15 protein-coding genes and 1 tRNA gene are annotated in these 17,225 nt (G+C 60.1%); 6 read left to right on the top strand and 10 right to left on the bottom strand.

Annotated elements, in window-relative coordinates:
* Positions 1 to 10: 10 nt before the first annotated feature.
* Positions 11 to 301 carry a hypothetical protein gene (locus tag ACR9Y2_RS29185; RefSeq protein ID WP_435045399.1) on the bottom strand — a complete coding sequence of 97 codons (291 nt, stop codon included), beginning with the start codon at positions 299 to 301 and terminating at the stop codon, positions 11 to 13.
* Between the two features lie 180 nt (positions 302 to 481).
* Here ACR9Y2_RS29185 and ACR9Y2_RS29180 point away from each other — a divergent pair, with 180 nt between their 5' ends.
* The 3 genes from ACR9Y2_RS29180 to glmU are packed head-to-tail and all read left to right on the top strand — an operon-like array spanning position 482 to position 3,482.
* On the top strand, positions 482 to 970 hold the full coding sequence (locus tag ACR9Y2_RS29180; protein WP_435045398.1) for a tetratricopeptide repeat protein: 489 nt from the start codon (positions 482 to 484) through the stop codon (positions 968 to 970).
* A gap of 4 nt (positions 971 to 974) precedes the next feature.
* Positions 975 to 2,057, top strand: coding sequence for a gluconeogenesis factor YvcK family protein (locus ACR9Y2_RS29175; protein ID WP_435045397.1), 1,083 nt, complete (start codon positions 975 to 977; stop codon positions 2,055 to 2,057).
* A gap of 39 nt (positions 2,058 to 2,096) precedes the next feature.
* Positions 2,097 to 3,482 carry a bifunctional UDP-N-acetylglucosamine diphosphorylase/glucosamine-1-phosphate N-acetyltransferase GlmU gene (gene glmU / locus ACR9Y2_RS29170; RefSeq protein WP_435045396.1) on the top strand — a complete coding sequence of 462 codons (1,386 nt, stop codon included), beginning with the start codon at positions 2,097 to 2,099 and terminating at the stop codon, positions 3,480 to 3,482.
* On the opposite strand, the gene truB is transcribed toward glmU, so the two are convergent.
* Together truB and ACR9Y2_RS29160 are read right to left on the bottom strand one after the other, a co-directional pair.
* Positions 3,479 to 4,360: a tRNA pseudouridine(55) synthase TruB gene (truB, locus tag ACR9Y2_RS29165; protein ID WP_435045395.1), complete on the bottom strand. Its 882-nt coding sequence runs from the start codon at positions 4,358 to 4,360 to the stop codon at positions 3,479 to 3,481. The two genes, glmU and truB, sit on opposite strands and share 4 nt — an antisense overlap.
* 13 nt (positions 4,361 to 4,373) lie before the next feature.
* The gene (locus ACR9Y2_RS29160; protein ID WP_435045394.1) at positions 4,374 to 5,144 is read right to left on the bottom strand and encodes a glycosyltransferase family 2 protein; all 771 of its coding nucleotides are present in this window, start codon (positions 5,142 to 5,144) and stop codon (positions 4,374 to 4,376) included.
* A gap of 39 nt (positions 5,145 to 5,183) precedes the next feature.
* Here ACR9Y2_RS29160 and ACR9Y2_RS29155 point away from each other — a divergent pair, with 39 nt between their 5' ends.
* Positions 5,184 to 7,040, top strand: a complete 1,857-nt coding sequence (locus tag ACR9Y2_RS29155) for an ABC transporter ATP-binding protein (RefSeq protein ID WP_435045393.1) — start codon at positions 5,184 to 5,186, stop codon at positions 7,038 to 7,040.
* On the opposite strand, the gene ACR9Y2_RS29150 is transcribed toward ACR9Y2_RS29155, so the two are convergent.
* From ACR9Y2_RS29150 to ACR9Y2_RS29140, 3 genes are read right to left on the bottom strand one after another with little or no spacing between them, the layout of a single operon-like run.
* Positions 7,037 to 7,540 carry a GNAT family N-acetyltransferase gene (locus ACR9Y2_RS29150; protein WP_435045392.1) on the bottom strand — a complete coding sequence of 168 codons (504 nt, stop codon included), beginning with the start codon at positions 7,538 to 7,540 and terminating at the stop codon, positions 7,037 to 7,039. The genes ACR9Y2_RS29155 and ACR9Y2_RS29150 overlap by 4 nt on opposite strands.
* Positions 7,541 to 7,544: 4 nt before the next feature.
* Complete coding sequence (locus ACR9Y2_RS29145) at positions 7,545 to 8,870, bottom strand: MFS transporter (protein WP_435045391.1); 1,326 nt, start codon at positions 8,868 to 8,870, stop codon at positions 7,545 to 7,547.
* A complete protein-coding gene (locus ACR9Y2_RS29140) occupies positions 8,851 to 10,998 on the bottom strand; it encodes an AMP-binding protein (protein WP_435045390.1) in 2,148 nt (715 codons plus the stop codon). Before ACR9Y2_RS29140 ends, ACR9Y2_RS29145 begins: the two co-directional genes overlap by 20 nt.
* Before the next feature lie 117 nt (positions 10,999 to 11,115).
* Between ACR9Y2_RS29140 and ACR9Y2_RS29135 the strand changes: the two genes are divergently transcribed.
* Positions 11,116 to 11,190 (top strand) — tRNA-Asn (locus tag ACR9Y2_RS29135).
* 88 nt (positions 11,191 to 11,278) lie between these two features.
* Complete coding sequence (locus ACR9Y2_RS29130; RefSeq protein WP_435045389.1) at positions 11,279 to 12,634, top strand: tyrosine-type recombinase/integrase; 1,356 nt, start codon at positions 11,279 to 11,281, stop codon at positions 12,632 to 12,634.
* Between the two features lie 1,168 nt (positions 12,635 to 13,802).
* On the opposite strand, the gene ACR9Y2_RS29125 is transcribed toward ACR9Y2_RS29130, so the two are convergent.
* From ACR9Y2_RS29125 to ACR9Y2_RS29110, 4 genes are all read right to left on the bottom strand, one after another.
* Positions 13,803 to 14,066 (bottom strand): hypothetical protein, encoded by a 264-nt coding sequence (locus ACR9Y2_RS29125; protein WP_435045388.1) that lies wholly within the window; start codon positions 14,064 to 14,066, stop codon positions 13,803 to 13,805.
* Entirely contained in the window at positions 14,066 to 14,605 is a 540-nt protein-coding gene (locus tag ACR9Y2_RS29120) for a hypothetical protein (protein WP_435045387.1), read from the bottom strand. Before ACR9Y2_RS29120 ends, ACR9Y2_RS29125 begins: the two co-directional genes overlap by 1 nt.
* A 1,070-nt stretch (positions 14,606 to 15,675) precedes the next feature.
* Positions 15,676 to 16,263, bottom strand: coding sequence for a hypothetical protein (locus tag ACR9Y2_RS29115; RefSeq protein ID WP_435045386.1), 588 nt, complete (start codon positions 16,261 to 16,263; stop codon positions 15,676 to 15,678).
* Between the two features lie 178 nt (positions 16,264 to 16,441).
* On the bottom strand, positions 16,442 to 17,104 hold the full coding sequence (locus ACR9Y2_RS29110; RefSeq protein ID WP_435045385.1) for a recombinase family protein: 663 nt from the start codon (positions 17,102 to 17,104) through the stop codon (positions 16,442 to 16,444).
* Positions 17,105 to 17,225 lie beyond the last annotated feature (121 nt).

Here is a 17,225-nt window from a genome sequence, read left to right as displayed (position 1 = left end):
TCAACTCACCTCACACGGCGAGGTGGAATGGGGCCGGATCCAGTGAAGCAGGGAGTGGCGCAAGTCGGTCACTTCCCCGATTGTAGCCGTGGAACAGCCCGGGTGTTGACAAGTCGACAAAGGCGTCTAGAATATAGTGATATTTCTCGCTATGGGTATGTTCTGCAACCACGATCGTACCGAATTGATTGCCCGCCGGGATGGTGTGGATTATGTTTGCTGCAGCGATTGCGGCCGGGTTTTCGAAGCCGAGGACCTGGAGCTTCTCCGCGGTCAGGATGAGAACGAAGAGGCGAATCAATCGGCGTAACCGGACACCCGCCGAAACTTGCGCAGGCCGGCCCGGATCTGTTAGGTAGAGAGGATGACTGATCTGGCCCAGTCGGCTGGATCTTGGTCCCACGTCCCAGGCGTCATGAAGAATTCAGCGAAACCAAATGAAGCAAACACGACCAGCGGAGCAGGCACAGAGAGCGCAGGGATGACCGCAAAATCTCAGTCGGACCTCTTCGCCCAGGCTATGAAAAGCTTCACATCGGGAGACTATCGGGCAGCCCTCGAAGTCTTCGATCAAGCTTCCCAGGGCCCATCTATTGCGGTGAACGAATCCGCACAGATGTACCGGCGGATGTGCCAGCAGCGCATCGATCGCGCCACACCGCAGCTGAAGACACCCGAGGATCACTACAACTTCGGCGTGAGCCTGATGAATGCCGGCAAGTTCGCTGATGCCCGCAAATATCTGGAAACGGCGGTGGATGGCGGCCCGGAATCTCATCATTTGTATGCCCTGGCCATTGTCGAGGGCATGACCGGAGCGATCGATTCGGCCGTCCGGCACCTGCGCAAAGCCATACAGGTGGACCGCGGGCTGCGCAACGTCGCCCGGACCGATGCCGACTTCCAGCCGCTGCTGCAGCACGCCCAGATTCGCGAGGTATTGGCCGGAGATCCGTATTCGGCCGAGTAGTAACTTGCCCTCCAAACGCCCAACGAGTTCCGCACGCAAACAGGCTGTCGAGGACTTTCCCAGCCGCCGTTCGGATCCCCTGCGGATTGTGGCCATCGGCGGCGGCACCGGACTTTCCACCCTCCTCAAGGGCCTGAAGCGCTATGCGCCGCACGTCGGCGAGCAGCCGCTGAGCCCACTGGTGGAGATCACCGCCGTCGTTACGGTGACGGACGACGGAGGCAGTTCCGGCCGCCTGCGGCGCGATTTCGACATCCTGCCTCCGGGCGACATCCGCAACTGCATGGTGGCGCTGTCGGAAGACGAAGCCCTGCTGACGCAGCTTTTCAGTTATCGCTTCAAGAGCGGCCGCGGCCTGAAGGGTCACAGCTTCGGCAACCTCTTCCTCGCGGTGCTCACCCAGATCACGGGCGACTTCTCCAAAGCGGTGCGTCTCAGCTCAGAAGTGCTGGCCATCGCCGGCCAGATCTACCCTTCCACCGTGGGCAATGTCACGCTGCGCGCGCATCTCGAAAACGGCAAGGTCCTGGATGGGGAAACGCGCATCAGCCGCAGTGAATCGCCCATCCAGACGATCGAACTCCTGCCGTCGGATGCCAAGCCGATGGCCGAAACACTGCAGGCCATCCGCCGCGCCGACCTCATCACCATGGGCCCAGGCAGCCTGTTTACCAGCGTGGTGCCCAATCTCCTGGTGGATCGCATTCCGGCCGCCATCCGCCGCTCCCCCGCCCTGAAGGCCTGCTTCGTGAACCTCATGTGGCAGCCCGGCGAAACCACCGGCATGAGTGCAGCCGACCACGTCGACGCCATTCATCGCCATGCAGGGCGCCGCCTGGTCGATTGCGCCGTGGTCAATACGGATCCCATCAGCGACACGCTGCTGGTCCGCTATGCCCGCCAGCGCGCCATGCAGGTGGCCAACGATTTCGACCGTCTCAAGGCGCTGGGCGTGGATGTCGTCGGCCTGCCCCTGCTGAAAGCCGGCGAAAAAGCACGCCACGACCCCGACCGCATCGCCCACGCCGCCGTCGAACTCGCCAAGAAAGGCCGCCGCCGGATCCTGGAACGCGAAAAGACACTCTGATCTGGCGCCGCCGGGCATTTACAATTGGTAGAACCGACTATGTCTGTCTCCGTCGTCATCCTCGCCGCGGGCCTTGGCACGCGCATGAAATCGAATCTCGCCAAGGTGCTGCACCGCGCTGGTGGGGCCTGCCTACTGGAGCATGTCATCCGCTCCGCGCGGACCATCGCCGAAGCCGGCCGCATCACCGCCGTCATCGGCCACCAGGCGGACGCCGTACGCCAGGAAGTGTCGCCCTCTGGCGTGCAGTTCCAGGTGCAGACCGAGCAGAAAGGCACCGGCCACGCCCTGCGCGTGTGCGCCGGGCTCCCAGGCCTGGACCAGGGCCGGGTGGTCGTTCTCTATGGAGATTGCCCGCTGCTCTCGCCTGCCACCCTGCAGCGCCTCATCGCCGCGCACGAGGCCGGCGGCCAGTCCGCGACCGTGATCACGACAAATCTCGACAACCCCACAGGCTACGGCCGGATCCTGCGCGATGCGGACGGCAACGTGCGCGCCATCGTAGAAGAGAAAGCGGCCACGGCCGAGGAGAAGCGGGTCAGCGAGATCAATTCCGGCATCTACTGCTTCGAAGCCGCTGACCTGTGGCCCCATCTCGCCCGCGTCGAACCCAACCCAGCTTCGGGCGAAATTTACCTGACTGACCTGGTGGAACTCCTGCGCGCCTCCGGCAAAGCCACCGTGCCGCTGGTCATCGAGGATCCCAGCGAGATCCTGGGCATCAACACCCGCGTGGAACTGGCCGAAGTCGACCGCCTGTTCCGCAACCGCAAGGTCCGCGAGTTGATGCTCTCCGGCGTCACCATTGAGCGGCCGGAAACCGTGACCATCGACCATGGCGTGGAAATCGGCCAGGACACGATCATCGGTTCTTTCGCGCAATTGCTTGGCAGCACGAAGATTGCCTCGCAGTGCACAATTGGCGCCATGTCGATTCTCGAGAACGCGCAGATCGGCGAAGGCTGCAGCGTTTTCCCCTATTCTTCAATCCAGGACTCGACGCTGGGCGCGGGAGCGCACGTCGGGCCCTATGCCAGGCTGCGCATGGGCGCCGTGGTCGAAGAGGGAGCGCACGTCGGCAACTTCGTGGAGCTGAAGAAGACGCGCCTGGGCGCGGCCTCAAAATCGATGCACCTGGCCTATCTGGGCGACTCCACTATCGGCAGCAAGGTGAACATCGGGGCCGGCACCATCACCTGCAACTACGACGGCCAGAAGAAGAGCCCCACTCTCATCGGCGACGGAGCCTTTGTCGGCAGCAACTCGACCCTGGTGGCGCCGGTGGAAATCGGCCCGGGCAGCTATGTGGCGGCCGGCAGCGTGATCACGAAAGCGGTGCCGGAGGATGCACTGGGCATCGGCCGCGGCCGCCAGGAGAACAAGGAAGGCTGGGCGAAGGCTCGCCGCGAGAAGAAGAAGGGCTAGAGAACCAGCGCGGGGTGGTAGAGGTTCGGCATCACGATTTCGCCAATCGCTACCAACTCCCCTGCGCGATTCAGGGCCTTCACATAGCGGCAATCACCCCGATCGCGGAACGGCGAGACCCGGAAATCGCGGCCCTGCCGGATCTGTGTCTCCGTCAACTGGTCGATCGGCTCAGACGGAAACTCTGGCAGCAGCTCACCCGAGGGGATCAGCGCCTCGCTCAACCGGTTCTCGGAAGCCAGCGCCCCCAACTGCTCCAGTGTGCGTGCCTGGCCGGCGTCGAACAAACCCGACTGCGTGCGCCGCAGGTTCTGCAGGTGTGCTCCGCAGCCCATCAGCACGCCCGCGTCGTGCGCGATGGAGCGTATGTAGGTGCCCGCCGTGCAATGCACCCGCACCTTCACCGTACTGCCCTCGATGCTGAGAACATCCAGCGCCAGCACCGTCACTTCCACCGGCTTCATCTCCACCGCGATCTTCTTGCGGGCCAGCTCATGCGCCGGCCGTCCGTTGATCTTCTTGGCGGAAACGACCGGAGGAATCTGTTGGAACGTCCCGCGAAACGGCGCCAGGGCCAGTTCCACTGATTCAGCCGTCAGGACCGGCTCGCCCTGGGGCGAGGTCGCCACCCCGTCGGCATCGTAGCTGTCCGTCGAAAACCCGAACCGGATCGTCCCTTCGTAAGTCTTCTCATTCAGGGTGAAATACTGTGCCAGCCGCGTCGCCCTGTTCAACAACAGGGGCAAAACGCCCGTGGCGAGGGGATCCAGCGTCCCCAGGTGGCCCACCTTGGTGGTGCCCGCGATGCGCCGCATCTTGTTCACGACGTCGTGCGACGTCCAGCCGCACGGCTTGTCTACTACAATCACACCATTCATCTGCAACTCAATTCTAGAGGATGGCGCGCCTGACAACGCGCCGGAATGCGAGATACTCACGCAGGCTGCGAAGGCCCATCCTGACCATACGCCAGCCTTTCACTGATGTCTGCCCCGCGCTTCTGGCGGAGTGGGCGACCGGCCTGGAGGTGAGCACCCCCTGGCGCGACGCCAGCACCGACATCAGCACATTGGGGGCGAAGGTCCCGGCTGGAATCAATTCGAGATAACCCTTCACCAGATCGCCCCGCATTAGCCGGAAGGGCACGTTGGGATCCTGCACCACCACCCCGAAGATGAATTCGACAATTCGCTCATGCCAGCGGCTGAGCAGAATCCGAATCGCCGGATCGTGCCGGCTATTGCGGACCCCCGTCTGAAAAGCGGTCTCTGCCCGGTGACGCCAGAAGGCCTCAAAGTCGGCTGGTGACGTCTGCCCGTCGCTGTCGGTCTGGAAGATCCACTCTGAATCCATATCCAAGGCAATCCGGTAGCCCAACTGGATCGCCGCGCCGTGGCCTGCATTCTGCTGGTGAATCACCGTCAGTTCCGGGTGGACGGCCAGCAGAGTGTTGAGGATTTGCCGTGTGCGGTCGCTGGACCCATCATCCACGACAATCACCCGCCCGTTCCCCGCCTTGCCCGCCACCGCGCACCACTGCCCCACCACCTGGGCAATGCAGAGTTCTTCGTTGTAGGCGGGCAGGACAATCGTCAGCTCGAGACTCACCAGGCGCGGCTCCACTTCAGCCGGCCGAGCCCGGAATTCGAGCCGCTCGAACATTTGACTGGGAATCTGATTTCCGTCGAGATCAACTTTTTATTGTATCGGCCTGCTGCCCGGCCCCGCCACGCTAAACTGGAAGCAGTGGAAGAGGAAGTCTCCAGCCGATCGTACGACCTAGGACTGCTGCGCCGCCTGCTGCGGTTGATGATCCCCTATTGGCGCAGCGTCAGCATAGCGCTGGTATTTCTCCTTATCAGCTCCATCCTGCAGGTATTGAGTCCACTGCTGACCAAAATCGCCGTGGATCTGTACCTTGCCCCCAACGGGCAGCACAGCCTGCCCTGGCTGGAAGACTGGCTCTCCACCAATGCCCGCACCGGCCTGCTGCAGCTCTCGCTCATCTATTTCGGGGTGATCGTGGCCAACCTGATCCTCGACTTCGGCCAGCAGCTCATCATGCAGTGGACCGGCCAGCGCGCCATGTTCGACGTTCGCAAAAAACTGATGTCGCGGCTGCAGGTGCTGGACGTTTCCTACTACGACCGCAATCCGGTGGGCCGCATGGTCACGCGCGTCACCACCGACGTCGACGCGCTGAACGAACTCTTCGCCTCCGGCATCGTCACCCTGCTGGGCGATGTCCTGGTGCTGCTGTTCATCATGGCCGCCATGTTCAAGCTGAGCCTCGGCCTCACCCTCACCATGCTGGTGGTGATGCCGTTCGTCTTTGCGGTCACCATCGTCTTCCGCCGGGCCGTCCAATCCAGCAACCGCCAGATCCGCCTGGCCGTGGCGCGCATCAATTCGTTCCTGCAGGAACACGTCAACGGCATGAGCGTGCTGCAACTGTTCAATCGTGAGGCCCGCGCCACCGCCGACTTCGACGTGGTGAACCGCGATCACATGCTCGCCTATCGCGGCGCCATCAACGCCTACGGCTGGTTCTACCCCGCGGTGGAGTTCCTCTCCATGGTCGCGCTGGCCTCGCTGCTGGCCTATGGCGGCTTCCACGTGGACGCCGGCGTGATGTCGCTGGGCGTGCTGGTCGCCTTCTTCCAGTACGGCATGCGCGTCTTCCGCCCCATCCAGGACCTCAGCGAAAAATACAACATCCTGCAGGCCTCGCTGGCCGCCGGCGAGCGCATCTTCAGCCTGCTGGACGAAGAGCCCAAGGTGGAATCGCCCGCCCGGCCAGCCTCCGTCCCCGAAAATGCAGCCATCGAGTTCGACCATGTCTGGTTCGCCTATAAGAGCGAAGACTGGGTGCTGGAAGACGTCAGCTTCCGCATTGAGCCGGGCGAAATCCTGGCGGTGGTCGGCCATACCGGCGCGGGCAAAACCACCCTCTCCAACCTGCTGCTGCGCTTCTATGACATCCAGCGCGGCTCCATCAAGCTGGGCGGCATCGACCTGCGCGACTTCGATCCACGCGAACTGCGCCGTCACTTCGGCGTCGTCCTGCAGGATCCGCACCTCTTCACCGGCACCATCGGCGGCAACATCCGCCTGGGCTCGGCTCATGTCACCGACGACGCGATGGCCCTCGCCGCAGAACAGGTGAACCTGCTGCCATTCATTGAAGAGCTGCCCGAGAAGTTCGACCATCCCGTCCGGGAACGCGGCAGCGGCCTGTCCACCGGACAGAAACAGTTGATCGGTTTCGCCCGCGCCCTGGCTCACAACCCGCATTACCTCATCCTCGATGAAGCCACCTCCAGTGTGGACACCGAGACCGAGCTGAAAGTCCGGGCCGCGCTGGAGCGCATGGTGGCCGGCCGCACGTCGATCATCATCGCCCACCGCCTTTCGACCATTCAGCGCGCCGACCGCATCCTGGTCATGCACAAAGGCCACCTGCGCGAAACAGGCAGTCATCAGGAACTGCTGGCCGCCCGCGGCATCTACTGGAAGCTCTACCAGTTGCAGTACAAAGACCAGGAAGTCCGCCGCTAGCGCAGCAAGGCCATCGCCATTGGCGTGAATGACGCCGCGCCGCACGGCACCGCCGGACCCAAAGGCCGGAACCCCATTCGCTGGTACATGCGCAGCCGCTCAGTGATTCCGGAGATCAACAGCGTCGCATAGCCCTCTGAGATGGCCGTGGACACCATCAGCTCCAGCATGCCCAGGAACAGCATTCGCTTGCGGTAGGCAGGCTCAATCGCCAGCAGGCGCGCCTCCAGCAGCGGTCCCGGCAAGGTGTCCAGAATGGAGGGATCCGTCAGGCGTTCCTCCACCGAGAACGGCCGCCGAGGGCACGTGCACACCATGCCCACCACCCGGCCTTCGCTGAGGGCGACAAAGAACCGGCTGATACTTTCCCGCTTGTCAATCAACCGCCCGTCCGCCGTAGGAGGATGCTGCCGGACCTCCTCCGCGAAGACGCGGTGGTTCAGGCAGCGGATCTGATCGTACTCTTCCGCTGTCTCCGCAACTTTGAACACATAGGCCATGGCGTCATGCTTCGTTGCCGGCCTCAAGGGCGGCGCGCTTCACATCCACCTTCATTAATACCCCAAGCCCGAGCAGGAAGAAGATCACCAGCGAAAGGATCGCCCACTGGTAGCTGCCCGTGAACTGCAGCATCAGCCCGAACAGCAGCGGAGCCAGCCAACTGGTCCCCTTGTCGCTGATCTCGTACAGCGAGAAATACTCGGCTTCCTTCCCATGCGGAATCATCAGCGAGTACAGTGACCGGCTCAGCGCCTGGCTGCCGCCCATCACCACCGCCACCAGCGCCGCCGCCACAAAGTAATCGTTGGTCGTCTTCACAATGAAGACGCCGCACATCAGCAGGGTCCAGATCATCAGGCTGAGGACCACTGCCCGATAGGCGGTCAACAGCTTGGCCAGCAGGTTGAACAGCATCGCACCGCCGAAGGCCACGAACTGCACCATCAGGATCGCCAGCGTCAGCGACTCCAGCGGAATCTTCAAATAATCGGAACCGTACTGCCCGGCCAGTGTGATGACCGCCTGGATGGCGTCGTTATATATCAGGTACGCCACCAGGAACGTCAACGTCTGCGGGTACCGGCGCATGTCCTTCAGCGTCTGGAAGATCTGCAGGAAGCCCTTGGCGAAGATGTTCTCGCCCGGTGCCGCCGTGCGCTGCGGCTTGCGGTTGCGGATCCCGATCATCGGGATCATGCCGAATACGGCCCACCAGGCTCCAGCCGAGCCCAGGCTGATGCGCACGGCCATGCCCTTGTCGATGCCAAACGACTCGGCCTTCTGGAACAGCAGCAGGTTCAAAGCCAGCAGGATGCCGCCGCCCAGATACCCGATGCCCCAGCCCTTCGACGAAACGCCGTCGCGTTCCTCCTCCGGAGCCACGTCATTCAGGAAGCTGTTATAGATCACCACCGAGCACCCGAAGGCCAGATTGGCGACCAGGAACAGCGCCCCGCCCAGCAGGTAACGCCCATCCGTCAACGCGAACATAGCGATCGTGCTGGCCGCGCCCAGGTACGCAAAGATGCCCAGCAGCCGCTTCTTGTTCGGGCTGTAGTCAGCCACCGCCCCCAGCATCGGCAGGAAGATCACCTGCGTCAATACGGAGAGCGAGATCAGGTAGCTCCAATAGCTGCGGGCATCCACAGTGAGGCCCAGAGGATGAACATGCCCGGTGGCATCGGCCGCTGCTTTCGCGAGCTCCGTCAGATAGGGGCCCAGGAACAACGTGACGACCGTGCTGGCGAACGCCGAGTTCGCGAAGTCGTACATGTACCAGGCGCGCTGCTCGCCCCGGCTGTATGCGAGCCTAGGCTCGGGACTGTTCAAGCTGTGCCTCCACAAGTTGCGACAGTTTCGGGTAGTCCTTCTTGCCTGTGCCCAACAGCGGAATCTTGTCGACGTAGACGATACGGCGTGGAATCGCGAGCTCCGGAGCCCCCAGTTCCCGCGCCGCCGCCTGCAGTTGATCGCGCTTCAGGTCTTTGTCCTGCGTACAGAGAACGATCATTTCGCCGCGGCCCGGATCCGGCCGGTTCACCGCGCCATGGATGTGTTTCGGCGAAGCAGCTTCGGCGATCTTCTCCACCACTTCCAGCGAGATCATTTCGCCGGCGACCTTCGCAAAGCGCTTCACGCGCCCCTTCAGCTGCAGGAAGCCATCGCCGTCGATCACCGCCAGGTCGCCCGTGGGGTACCAGCCGGGTCCGAACACCGACTCCGGCGGTTCCAGCACGCATGGATTCGACTCGCGCCAGTAGCCCAGCATCACGTTCGGACCCTTCACATGCAGCAGGCCGCCTTCTTCGATACCAGGCACCTTCTCGATCTTCCATTCCATCAGCGGCAGGATCTCGCCCACCGTCCCGGCCTTGTACCGCATGGCCGTGTTCAAGGCAACCACCGGAGCGCACTCCGTGGCTCCATAGCCTTCCAGCACGCGCACGCCGAACTTGTCCATATACGTATTGCGGATCTCGTCGGTGAGCTTCTCCGCCCCGCCCAGCAGCATCTTCACCTTGCGGAAGTCGTAAGGGTGGGCGCGCTTCGCATAGTGCTTCAGGAAGGTGGGCGTCGCGAACATGACAGTCGCGTCGCGATCGTAGAACAGCTCCGGCACGATGCTGTAGTGCAGCGGCGAAGGATACAGGAACAGCCGCAGGCCGCTCACGATGGGCAGCATGAATCCGGCCGTCAGCCCGAAGCTGTGGAACACCGGCATCGCCGACAGAATCTTGTCCGCACGCGACACATCGATGACGCTGAAAACCTGCTCAATGTCCGAAAGGATCGACCAGTGGCTCAGCACCACGCCCTTGGGCTTGCCCTCCGAACCGGAGGTGAACAGGACCACCGCGGGCTCATCCGGGTTGCTGCGCTTCGTGGCCGCCCGCGGGAACGGCAGCGCATAGAGCATCAGCCACAGCTTGTCGCCCAGCGTCAACTGCGCCCGCAGATCCTCCAGGAAGACCACCTTGATCCCCTGCAGCTTCTCCACCACCGCCGTCAGCTTGCCCTTCTCCAGGAATTGACGGGATGTGAGAACAGTCTTGACCTTGGCCGCGCGCAGGGCGCTCTGCATGCCATCGACGCCCGCCGTGAAGTTCAGCATCGCCGGGATCCGCCGGATCCCGAACAGTCCCAGGGCCAGGCAGAGCGTGGCGGCCGCATTCGGCATCAGCACGCCCACCACCTCGTTCTCAACCGTAATCTTGGAGACCAGCCGCCCCAGCGCCAGCGACCCCTTCAGGACGCCGCTATACGTGAGATCCGCTCCGCCCGCGTCCTGCACCATCTGCCGGCCGCGGCCGTGCAGTTCGATGGCTTCCAGGAAAGCATCGTGCAGGCTACGCTTGGGCCGCGAAAGCGCCATGCAGCGTTGCAGCAGCCGTTGCATCGCCTCGCCCGCCTTGCGGCGCCGCAGCTTGCCCGAAGGCGCCTCCGGCATCGGGATGACCTCGCCGGGGAAAAAGGTGACCTTGATCTTGGGGAACCAGGCGATCGGGAAGTCGCCGTCCATGCGGCTGAAACCCTTGGCGCGGACGGCCCCGTCAAGAATAAACGGGGCAACGGTAGCGCCGGTCTTGGCGGCGATGAACGCCGGGCCGTCATAGATCTTCATCAGCGCGCCGGTGACCGTCACGCGGCCCTCGGGGAAGATGATCACCTTCCGTCCGGCCTCGATGACATCGACGGTGGACTTCAGGGCGAAAGGGTTCGTCGTGTCGATGACGATGTGGTCGGTCACCCGCACCAGCAGCCGGAAAATCAGCTGCTTCATCACCTGCGAGTGCACTACCCACAGGGTGTCGTCGGGCAGGATACTCCACATGATGGGAGCGTCCAGGAATGACTGGTGATTGCCGACGATCAGGGTCTTGGCTGCCTGCGGCAGGCCACCGTGGACTTCGACACGATACAGCAGGCGCAAGAGACCGCGAATCAGAAGTTTAAGCATGGGTCAGAATCCAGAAACAATGCCGAGCAAAGGCGTTACAGGTCAGTGTACGACGAAGAAGCGGGCTGAAGTTTGACATTGTGGGGGTGGGCTTGCTACAAAGGAATAACCAACTGCTCCTCAGTAGCTCAATGGTAGAGCATTCGGCTGTTAACCGAAGGGTTGTAGGTTCGAGTCCTACCTGAGGAGCCAAACATTCTAAAGCACTTAACTGCACTGTATCGACTATGCAACAGGTTGATGCAGCACTTTCCCAAATTCGCCGTGCTAAGATTCGCACATGGCGATCCCCCTCGGAACCAACGATCTCAAGATATTCCGCCGCCACCTGACCGACTGTAGACGCTATCCCGGCGTCAAGAACAAGCCCTTCTCGTATAGGCCCCGAAACGCCCAAGAAAAGAAGACGGACACCTGCGAGTGCCCGATCTGGTGCTACGGCTATCTCGCCAAGGAGACTCGCACGGTGGACGGGAGAACGAAACCGAAGCGAGTCGGCCCCAACTCAATCGGCGTAAACGATTGGGCGGCAGCGGAAAGAGAAGTTGCAGCCCTGTATGAGCGTGGTTCACTTCCCCCTGTACAGACTGCCGCCAGACCAATCGACAACAATGCGATCACCGTGCAGTACGCCGGGAAGCGATACCTCGAATCCCGGAAGAACGGTCTGAACCCGATTGAGCAGGACACGTATGACCACGATGAGTCGCTGATGCACGACCGCCTTTTCCCGTACTGCCAAGCAAACGGCATCGTCTACATTCGGGACTTCGAGAACAGGGACGTGTGCAACCAGTTCACCGAGTCCTGGAGGAAACTGCGGCGGAACCCCGGAGATCCGCTGGCAATTACGACACGGAAGATTGTCCTGCAACGGTTCCGAAAGTTCCTGAGCGAGTGCGTGGAAAACGAGTGGATGAAGAAGAGCGGGGCCGACAAGATCAGAATCGCAAAACCACCGACAGCAGCCGAAGAGGAACGGTACGGATTGGAATTGGATGAGTACGAGAGATTGATGAGTGCTCCCGATTCGCCTGGACTGACGCAACTGGAAAACGTGGAAACTCGTGTCGCAACCGAACTGATGCGCTGGACCGGGATGCGGATCTCGGATGCACACAAATTCAACGATGCCGAGGTCGTGCCGAATGAGAAGGGCGACGGGTGGAACGCAGACTTCATCCAGAAGAAGACCAAGAAGAGATGTGTCACACCGCTGCCGGAACACGTCAAGGTTCAACTCCACGCCCTGCCCGGAAGGACGGAGGCTGGCAAGAAGTTCTTCTTCACTTGCTCATACACGGCGTTGAGAATGCGTGTCGATACATTCGCTGAACGGGCGCAAAAGGAACAGCCCTTCAAGCACCCGTTCAGTCCACACTGCCTTCGGCATACGTTCGCAATCCAGCACATCCACCAAGGGACCGACATGAAGTTCATCTCGAAGTGGCTTGGTCACGAATCGGTGAGTGTCACGCATGAACACTACGGGAATTGGATCGGCACAACGAAGAAGATCGCCGCCGACGCCAACCGTGAAGCGAACGACAGAATGCTGGCTGCGGCTGCTGAGATCCGGCGTCAAATGAACTCTGAGCGTACCAACTCAACTGCCACGCCTCTCGGAACCTTGTAGCGTCTTCCAACTCGGAACAGCTTCTCCCGCTGCTTCACGAGACGCACCCTCACCCACTCGTGCGAGTACCCGAGTATATTGCCAAGTTGGGCGAACGTGCTGCTCTCCGGGATCTTGGAGAGAAGCACTTCGAGAGTGGCCCTCTTGTAGTCAACTAAAGCCTGATTGACCGCTTCTTCTTGCGGCTTCGGCACGATACGACGTTTCATTGCGTTCCCCATCGCACGGCGCTCTTTTGCGCTCCGTGCTGCCGACTCGCTGAACTAATTTGGCCGGGGAACGTCCCGATCCGGCTCGGCGGTCTGGTTGCGCCGCTGAGAAATACAGCGGCTCGGGTTGATGTTGGCGGTTTGGGCGATCCCGGAAGCCCGGTCGTCAGCAATCCGCAGAATTCACAATCGGAAGATCTGAGCAACTGTTCTCAGCATGTCGGCGCTCATCCGGCTCGGGTCACAGCGGCGCTTAGGGCCTTATGAACTATCCACCTTCTTGCGAAGCTGGAAGGTTACTTCTTCATCAGTGACGGCGTCCACAACGAGTCAGCCGGGATTGCACCCGCAGTAACCTCGTACACTTGCGTTGTCATGCAAGCGAAGTTTCTTGCCTCGTGTTCAGCCCACTTCTTTGGATCTCCTGGATGTGTACTCCATCTTGCTCGAATTGCATCGACTACATAGCCACGAGCTTCAGCTTCGGTTTCTGCGAATGCCGCATATTTCGTTTTGCGAAATGACCAATTGTAGAGTTTCATTGTTCTCTTGTTTTCTTTTCACCACGTAGAGGCGCACTTCTCCCGCTACGAGCGTGTGCGCCTTTCAGATTTTGAATTCCTGTTGAAGATGGAGGGAAGCGCAGCGACCCTTAGCGGATGTTGTGCATTCCATTTGCTTCCCAACCGGGAAGCCTTACGTCAACCAGCTACGTTCCCAGACTACAATGGCTTTTGGGTTTGGTCAATTACAGGACTTGGAGTCCAACTCAAGTGGATACATCCTCAGACCCCTATAACCATTGACTCTGACTCACTGTTATCTAAGGGGAAATAGTTGCCGTAGGGATTCCGTGTTGAATGCTCTCCCCGACTCAGTGTGGGGGGGGCATCTCCGAGACACATTACCGTCGATGGTCGGCGCAACGAACCGTGCCCTCATGCTTGATTGGAAGTCCGTCAATACTCCGATGCGATCTCTCGCTCTCTCACGCAGGCGATGGCCGACAAGAATGCGATTGCCAATGCTTGACGTGCAATTCTTCGCTCGTTCCACGTACTCGTCTCATCGCTGCGCACCATGATTTCGGCGTCCATTGCGCCGATCACGACCGCCAGCACGATCTCTTCCAGGGGCGGCGCATTGCCAGCGAAGATCGCCGCCACCATGCGCTCGTCCCAAAGCAGGCCACTTCGTGCAAGTTGGTCGAGGATGCGCTTCATCAGCGCACTCCACCAGCAGAGACCAGTCGCTCGGTCTCTGCGACGGCCTTAGCAATTTGCAATTGCAGGGCACTCGCTGACTGGATGTCGTCATCGCTGAGCTTGTCCAGGGCCAGTCTGGTGCGCTCCAGAACTTGCAGTTCGATCCCGTCGAGTCGGTCGTCGCTCCAGGTCGCCGGGGCGTGCAGCAGTAATGTCGCCTGGACTTGGTTGCCGACCTGCTGAAGGACATCGGCAGCAAGCTGGTTTCGACGGCCTTCCAAATTGGATTCGCCACGCTGCCGCTCCAATCGTGCCCACCGGAGACCTCGCAGTATCGTCTTGACGAACACGGCGGTCAGCATTGTCGCAGCATCGTCTGATCCAATCTCGGCCTTGGCGATCTCTGTTGCTGCCTGAAGGCAGTTGTCGATTTCGTCTGGTTCCAGGGTTTGAAAACACCATTCCAGTACATCGTGGTCATCCCCGACATTCAGCAGTTTTTCGAGCATTAGTTTTTCGCTGAATGTTTCAGTGGCTCTGGCGGCGTTCATCGGCATGTGCGTTCTCCTGTGATCATGGCCGATGCACGGCTATCGAGAGTCCGGCGAATTGCGTCTCTAATCCATTCCGACTTGGTGAGGCGGCAGAGGTAGGACGCCTGGGCAATCTGTTCATTGAGGTCCCTCGGCAGGCGAAGAGTCATGAAGTGCGTATAGGTGCGGTTCATAGTTGCGGTAGCTCCGGTATCATTTATCACCGCATGACTTTTGAACGAAGTGTCGAATCGGATGATGGCGCAAATCCACGTAGATGAGAGGGAAGAGGGCTGTTAGTGCCCGAGCTTCAGAAAGCACTGAGGCTGACCGCCAGAACTTGACAGCTTGAAAAACGGTGGGACACTAAATATAGTTTCTGATTGGCGCTGCCGCTCGGATCATACGCCGCTTACACTTCGCACGATATTCCGCTATACAACGAATCCTCTGAAAACTTAACCTGCGAGTGGTCGGGTACTTTGCGATGAGCATAGACGGCAGCACTCGGACAACAGGCGCTCAACTGTGGGAGTCCACGCACAAGAGCTACGGACCATAAAATCGGAACCGGAAGCGTGGGGGCACGATGCTCTGTCCAAAGTAGCTGATTAGCCGTCTGTATCATCGTTGCAGTCGGTAAAAATGACGGGTCTGTACGCAAGTCATTTTGGAGATGGACGCCTGAACGTTACGGTTCGGGAGTCCGTCCCATTGAAAAACTCAAAGCCTACCGCAAGATACCAAAACCACAATAATCCAAAGGGTGCGAAGCACTCCACATGAACTCCATAACAGACCACCGTTAGCCTTCGGCCCTTCGGGGACTGCTCTGCACTCTGCTGTCATGCATATATGCAATGACTGAAGTTGAGGAAGCCGGATAGCTGCGGTAAGCCGGGTGTATTCACCGCAATCGTCGCACTGCTCCCGATAGCCGGATCCTCGGGCAATTCCGATTGGCCGCAAAACGCTATACCTGTGCGTTCGGTTCCAGGGATACGAAACCGTGTTGCGCCGAGGAACCCGGCTCTACATATCTGTGTGATCTTCACCGCCGCCGAACTCTCCGCCGCCCTGGTCAGCGATTGACCCTACTTCGCTTCCGGCTTGAGCCGTAGAAGGAATCTCGCCCCTTTGCGGGGAAGCGTGAATTTGATAAGTGCGCCGTCTTCAAGCTCTATTACAGTAGGGCGCTTCCCGTCATACGAGAATGCTCTTGGCTTTGGCGCTGCCTTAAATGTCAGCGGTGTCTCCCCGACTGATTCCTTCCAGTTCGCTTCGCTATAACCCAGAAGGCCATTAAAGAAGTCGAGTGACTTCTGCTGCTGGTCCAGTTTTTGCGTTGTGGCCTGAATATCCCGGATCTCGTGCAAGAGGGGAGTTGCTGCCGTGAGAAGCCCGGCCAAACCACCAATAGCCAACACCGCTGAGACTGCTTGCTGGACCCACCCCTTGTCATTCTTGCTGTCATCCTTCCGTTCGTTTAGCCGCTCTCCGACCGTCGCCTTTAGTTGCTGATTGGCTTCTTCCAACGCCTTGAGCGCAGCCTGATACCGAGCGATCTTTTTCACAAGGAACGCCCGTGTCACGAAGACTGGAATGCTGATGAGCAGCAAGACCACCGCCGCAGAAATCCAAATTGTAGCCGTAGTGATCGGAAGCGCTAATTCGGTTGGCATTTAGGACGGATTATACCTTCAGGGAACACTCCGATGTCAACCTCAGTTGTATGCACCCTTCCTTCTAAGAGAAGCTGGCGTATATCCGGCGACGAACTGGGACGAGGGAGTCCGACTACCACCACTCTCGCTCCCAAATGTGGCAGGGTGTGTCCGAAAAACCGTCAGTTTCGTACACCTATGCGGCGACGGATTTTCTCTTGCGTTTGCCTCCCTGAACGGCCTTCTCTACCGGGACAGTTTCCGTACACTCCAGAGTTGGCGTCTGTCGATAGGAGTCAAGCGCCGTCATAGCCGGGATGCCGAGCTTCTTGCCGATTGCACGCCAGGACAGACTTTCCTGATCCCGGAGTCTCGCAACTTCGTCCCGACGAAAAATCCGCTTCGGTCTGCCGACGATCTTCCCCGCAGCTTGAGCGGCCTTGATCCCGGATAGCGTGCGCTCACGGATCATTTCACGCTCGAACTCGGCAACACTGGCAAGAATCTGAAGCAGTAGACGGCTGGTCGGGTTCTTCTCGTCCGTGTCGAGCGATTGGCTGGTGGCGATGAACCGGACACCGTAGCTGGTCAGCGCCGCCAACTGCTGATTCAGGTGGAGCACGGAACGGCCAAAGCGGTCGATCTTGTAGACGGCGATGCAGTCGAATTTGTGTTGGGCGGCGTCGGCCATTAAACTGTCCAGCGCAGGGCGGCTGGCTTTCGCACCTGAGAACCCGGTGTCGATATATTCGCCGCCACTCTTCCAGTCACGCCGGGAGATATACTCCCGAAGTTCCCGAAGCTGCATCTCGCAGTTCTGGTCCGTGGTGCTGACTCGAGCATAGACGGCGCAACGCATGTCGTTATCGTACACTATTTTCGTACAATTGTCTATTCCCATTCATTAGACCTGTTCGACCCTCGTAATGAATGCGTAGGGGCAATGCTCTCCGTTGAATGCGCTACCGTGACATACTGCG

It is taken from the genome of Paludibaculum fermentans (genome assembly GCF_051172195.1).
GTDB classification, from domain to species: Bacteria; Acidobacteriota; Terriglobia; order Bryobacterales; family Bryobacteraceae; genus Paludibaculum; species Paludibaculum fermentans_A.
This window is presented reverse-complemented; position numbering and strand designations above follow the sequence as displayed.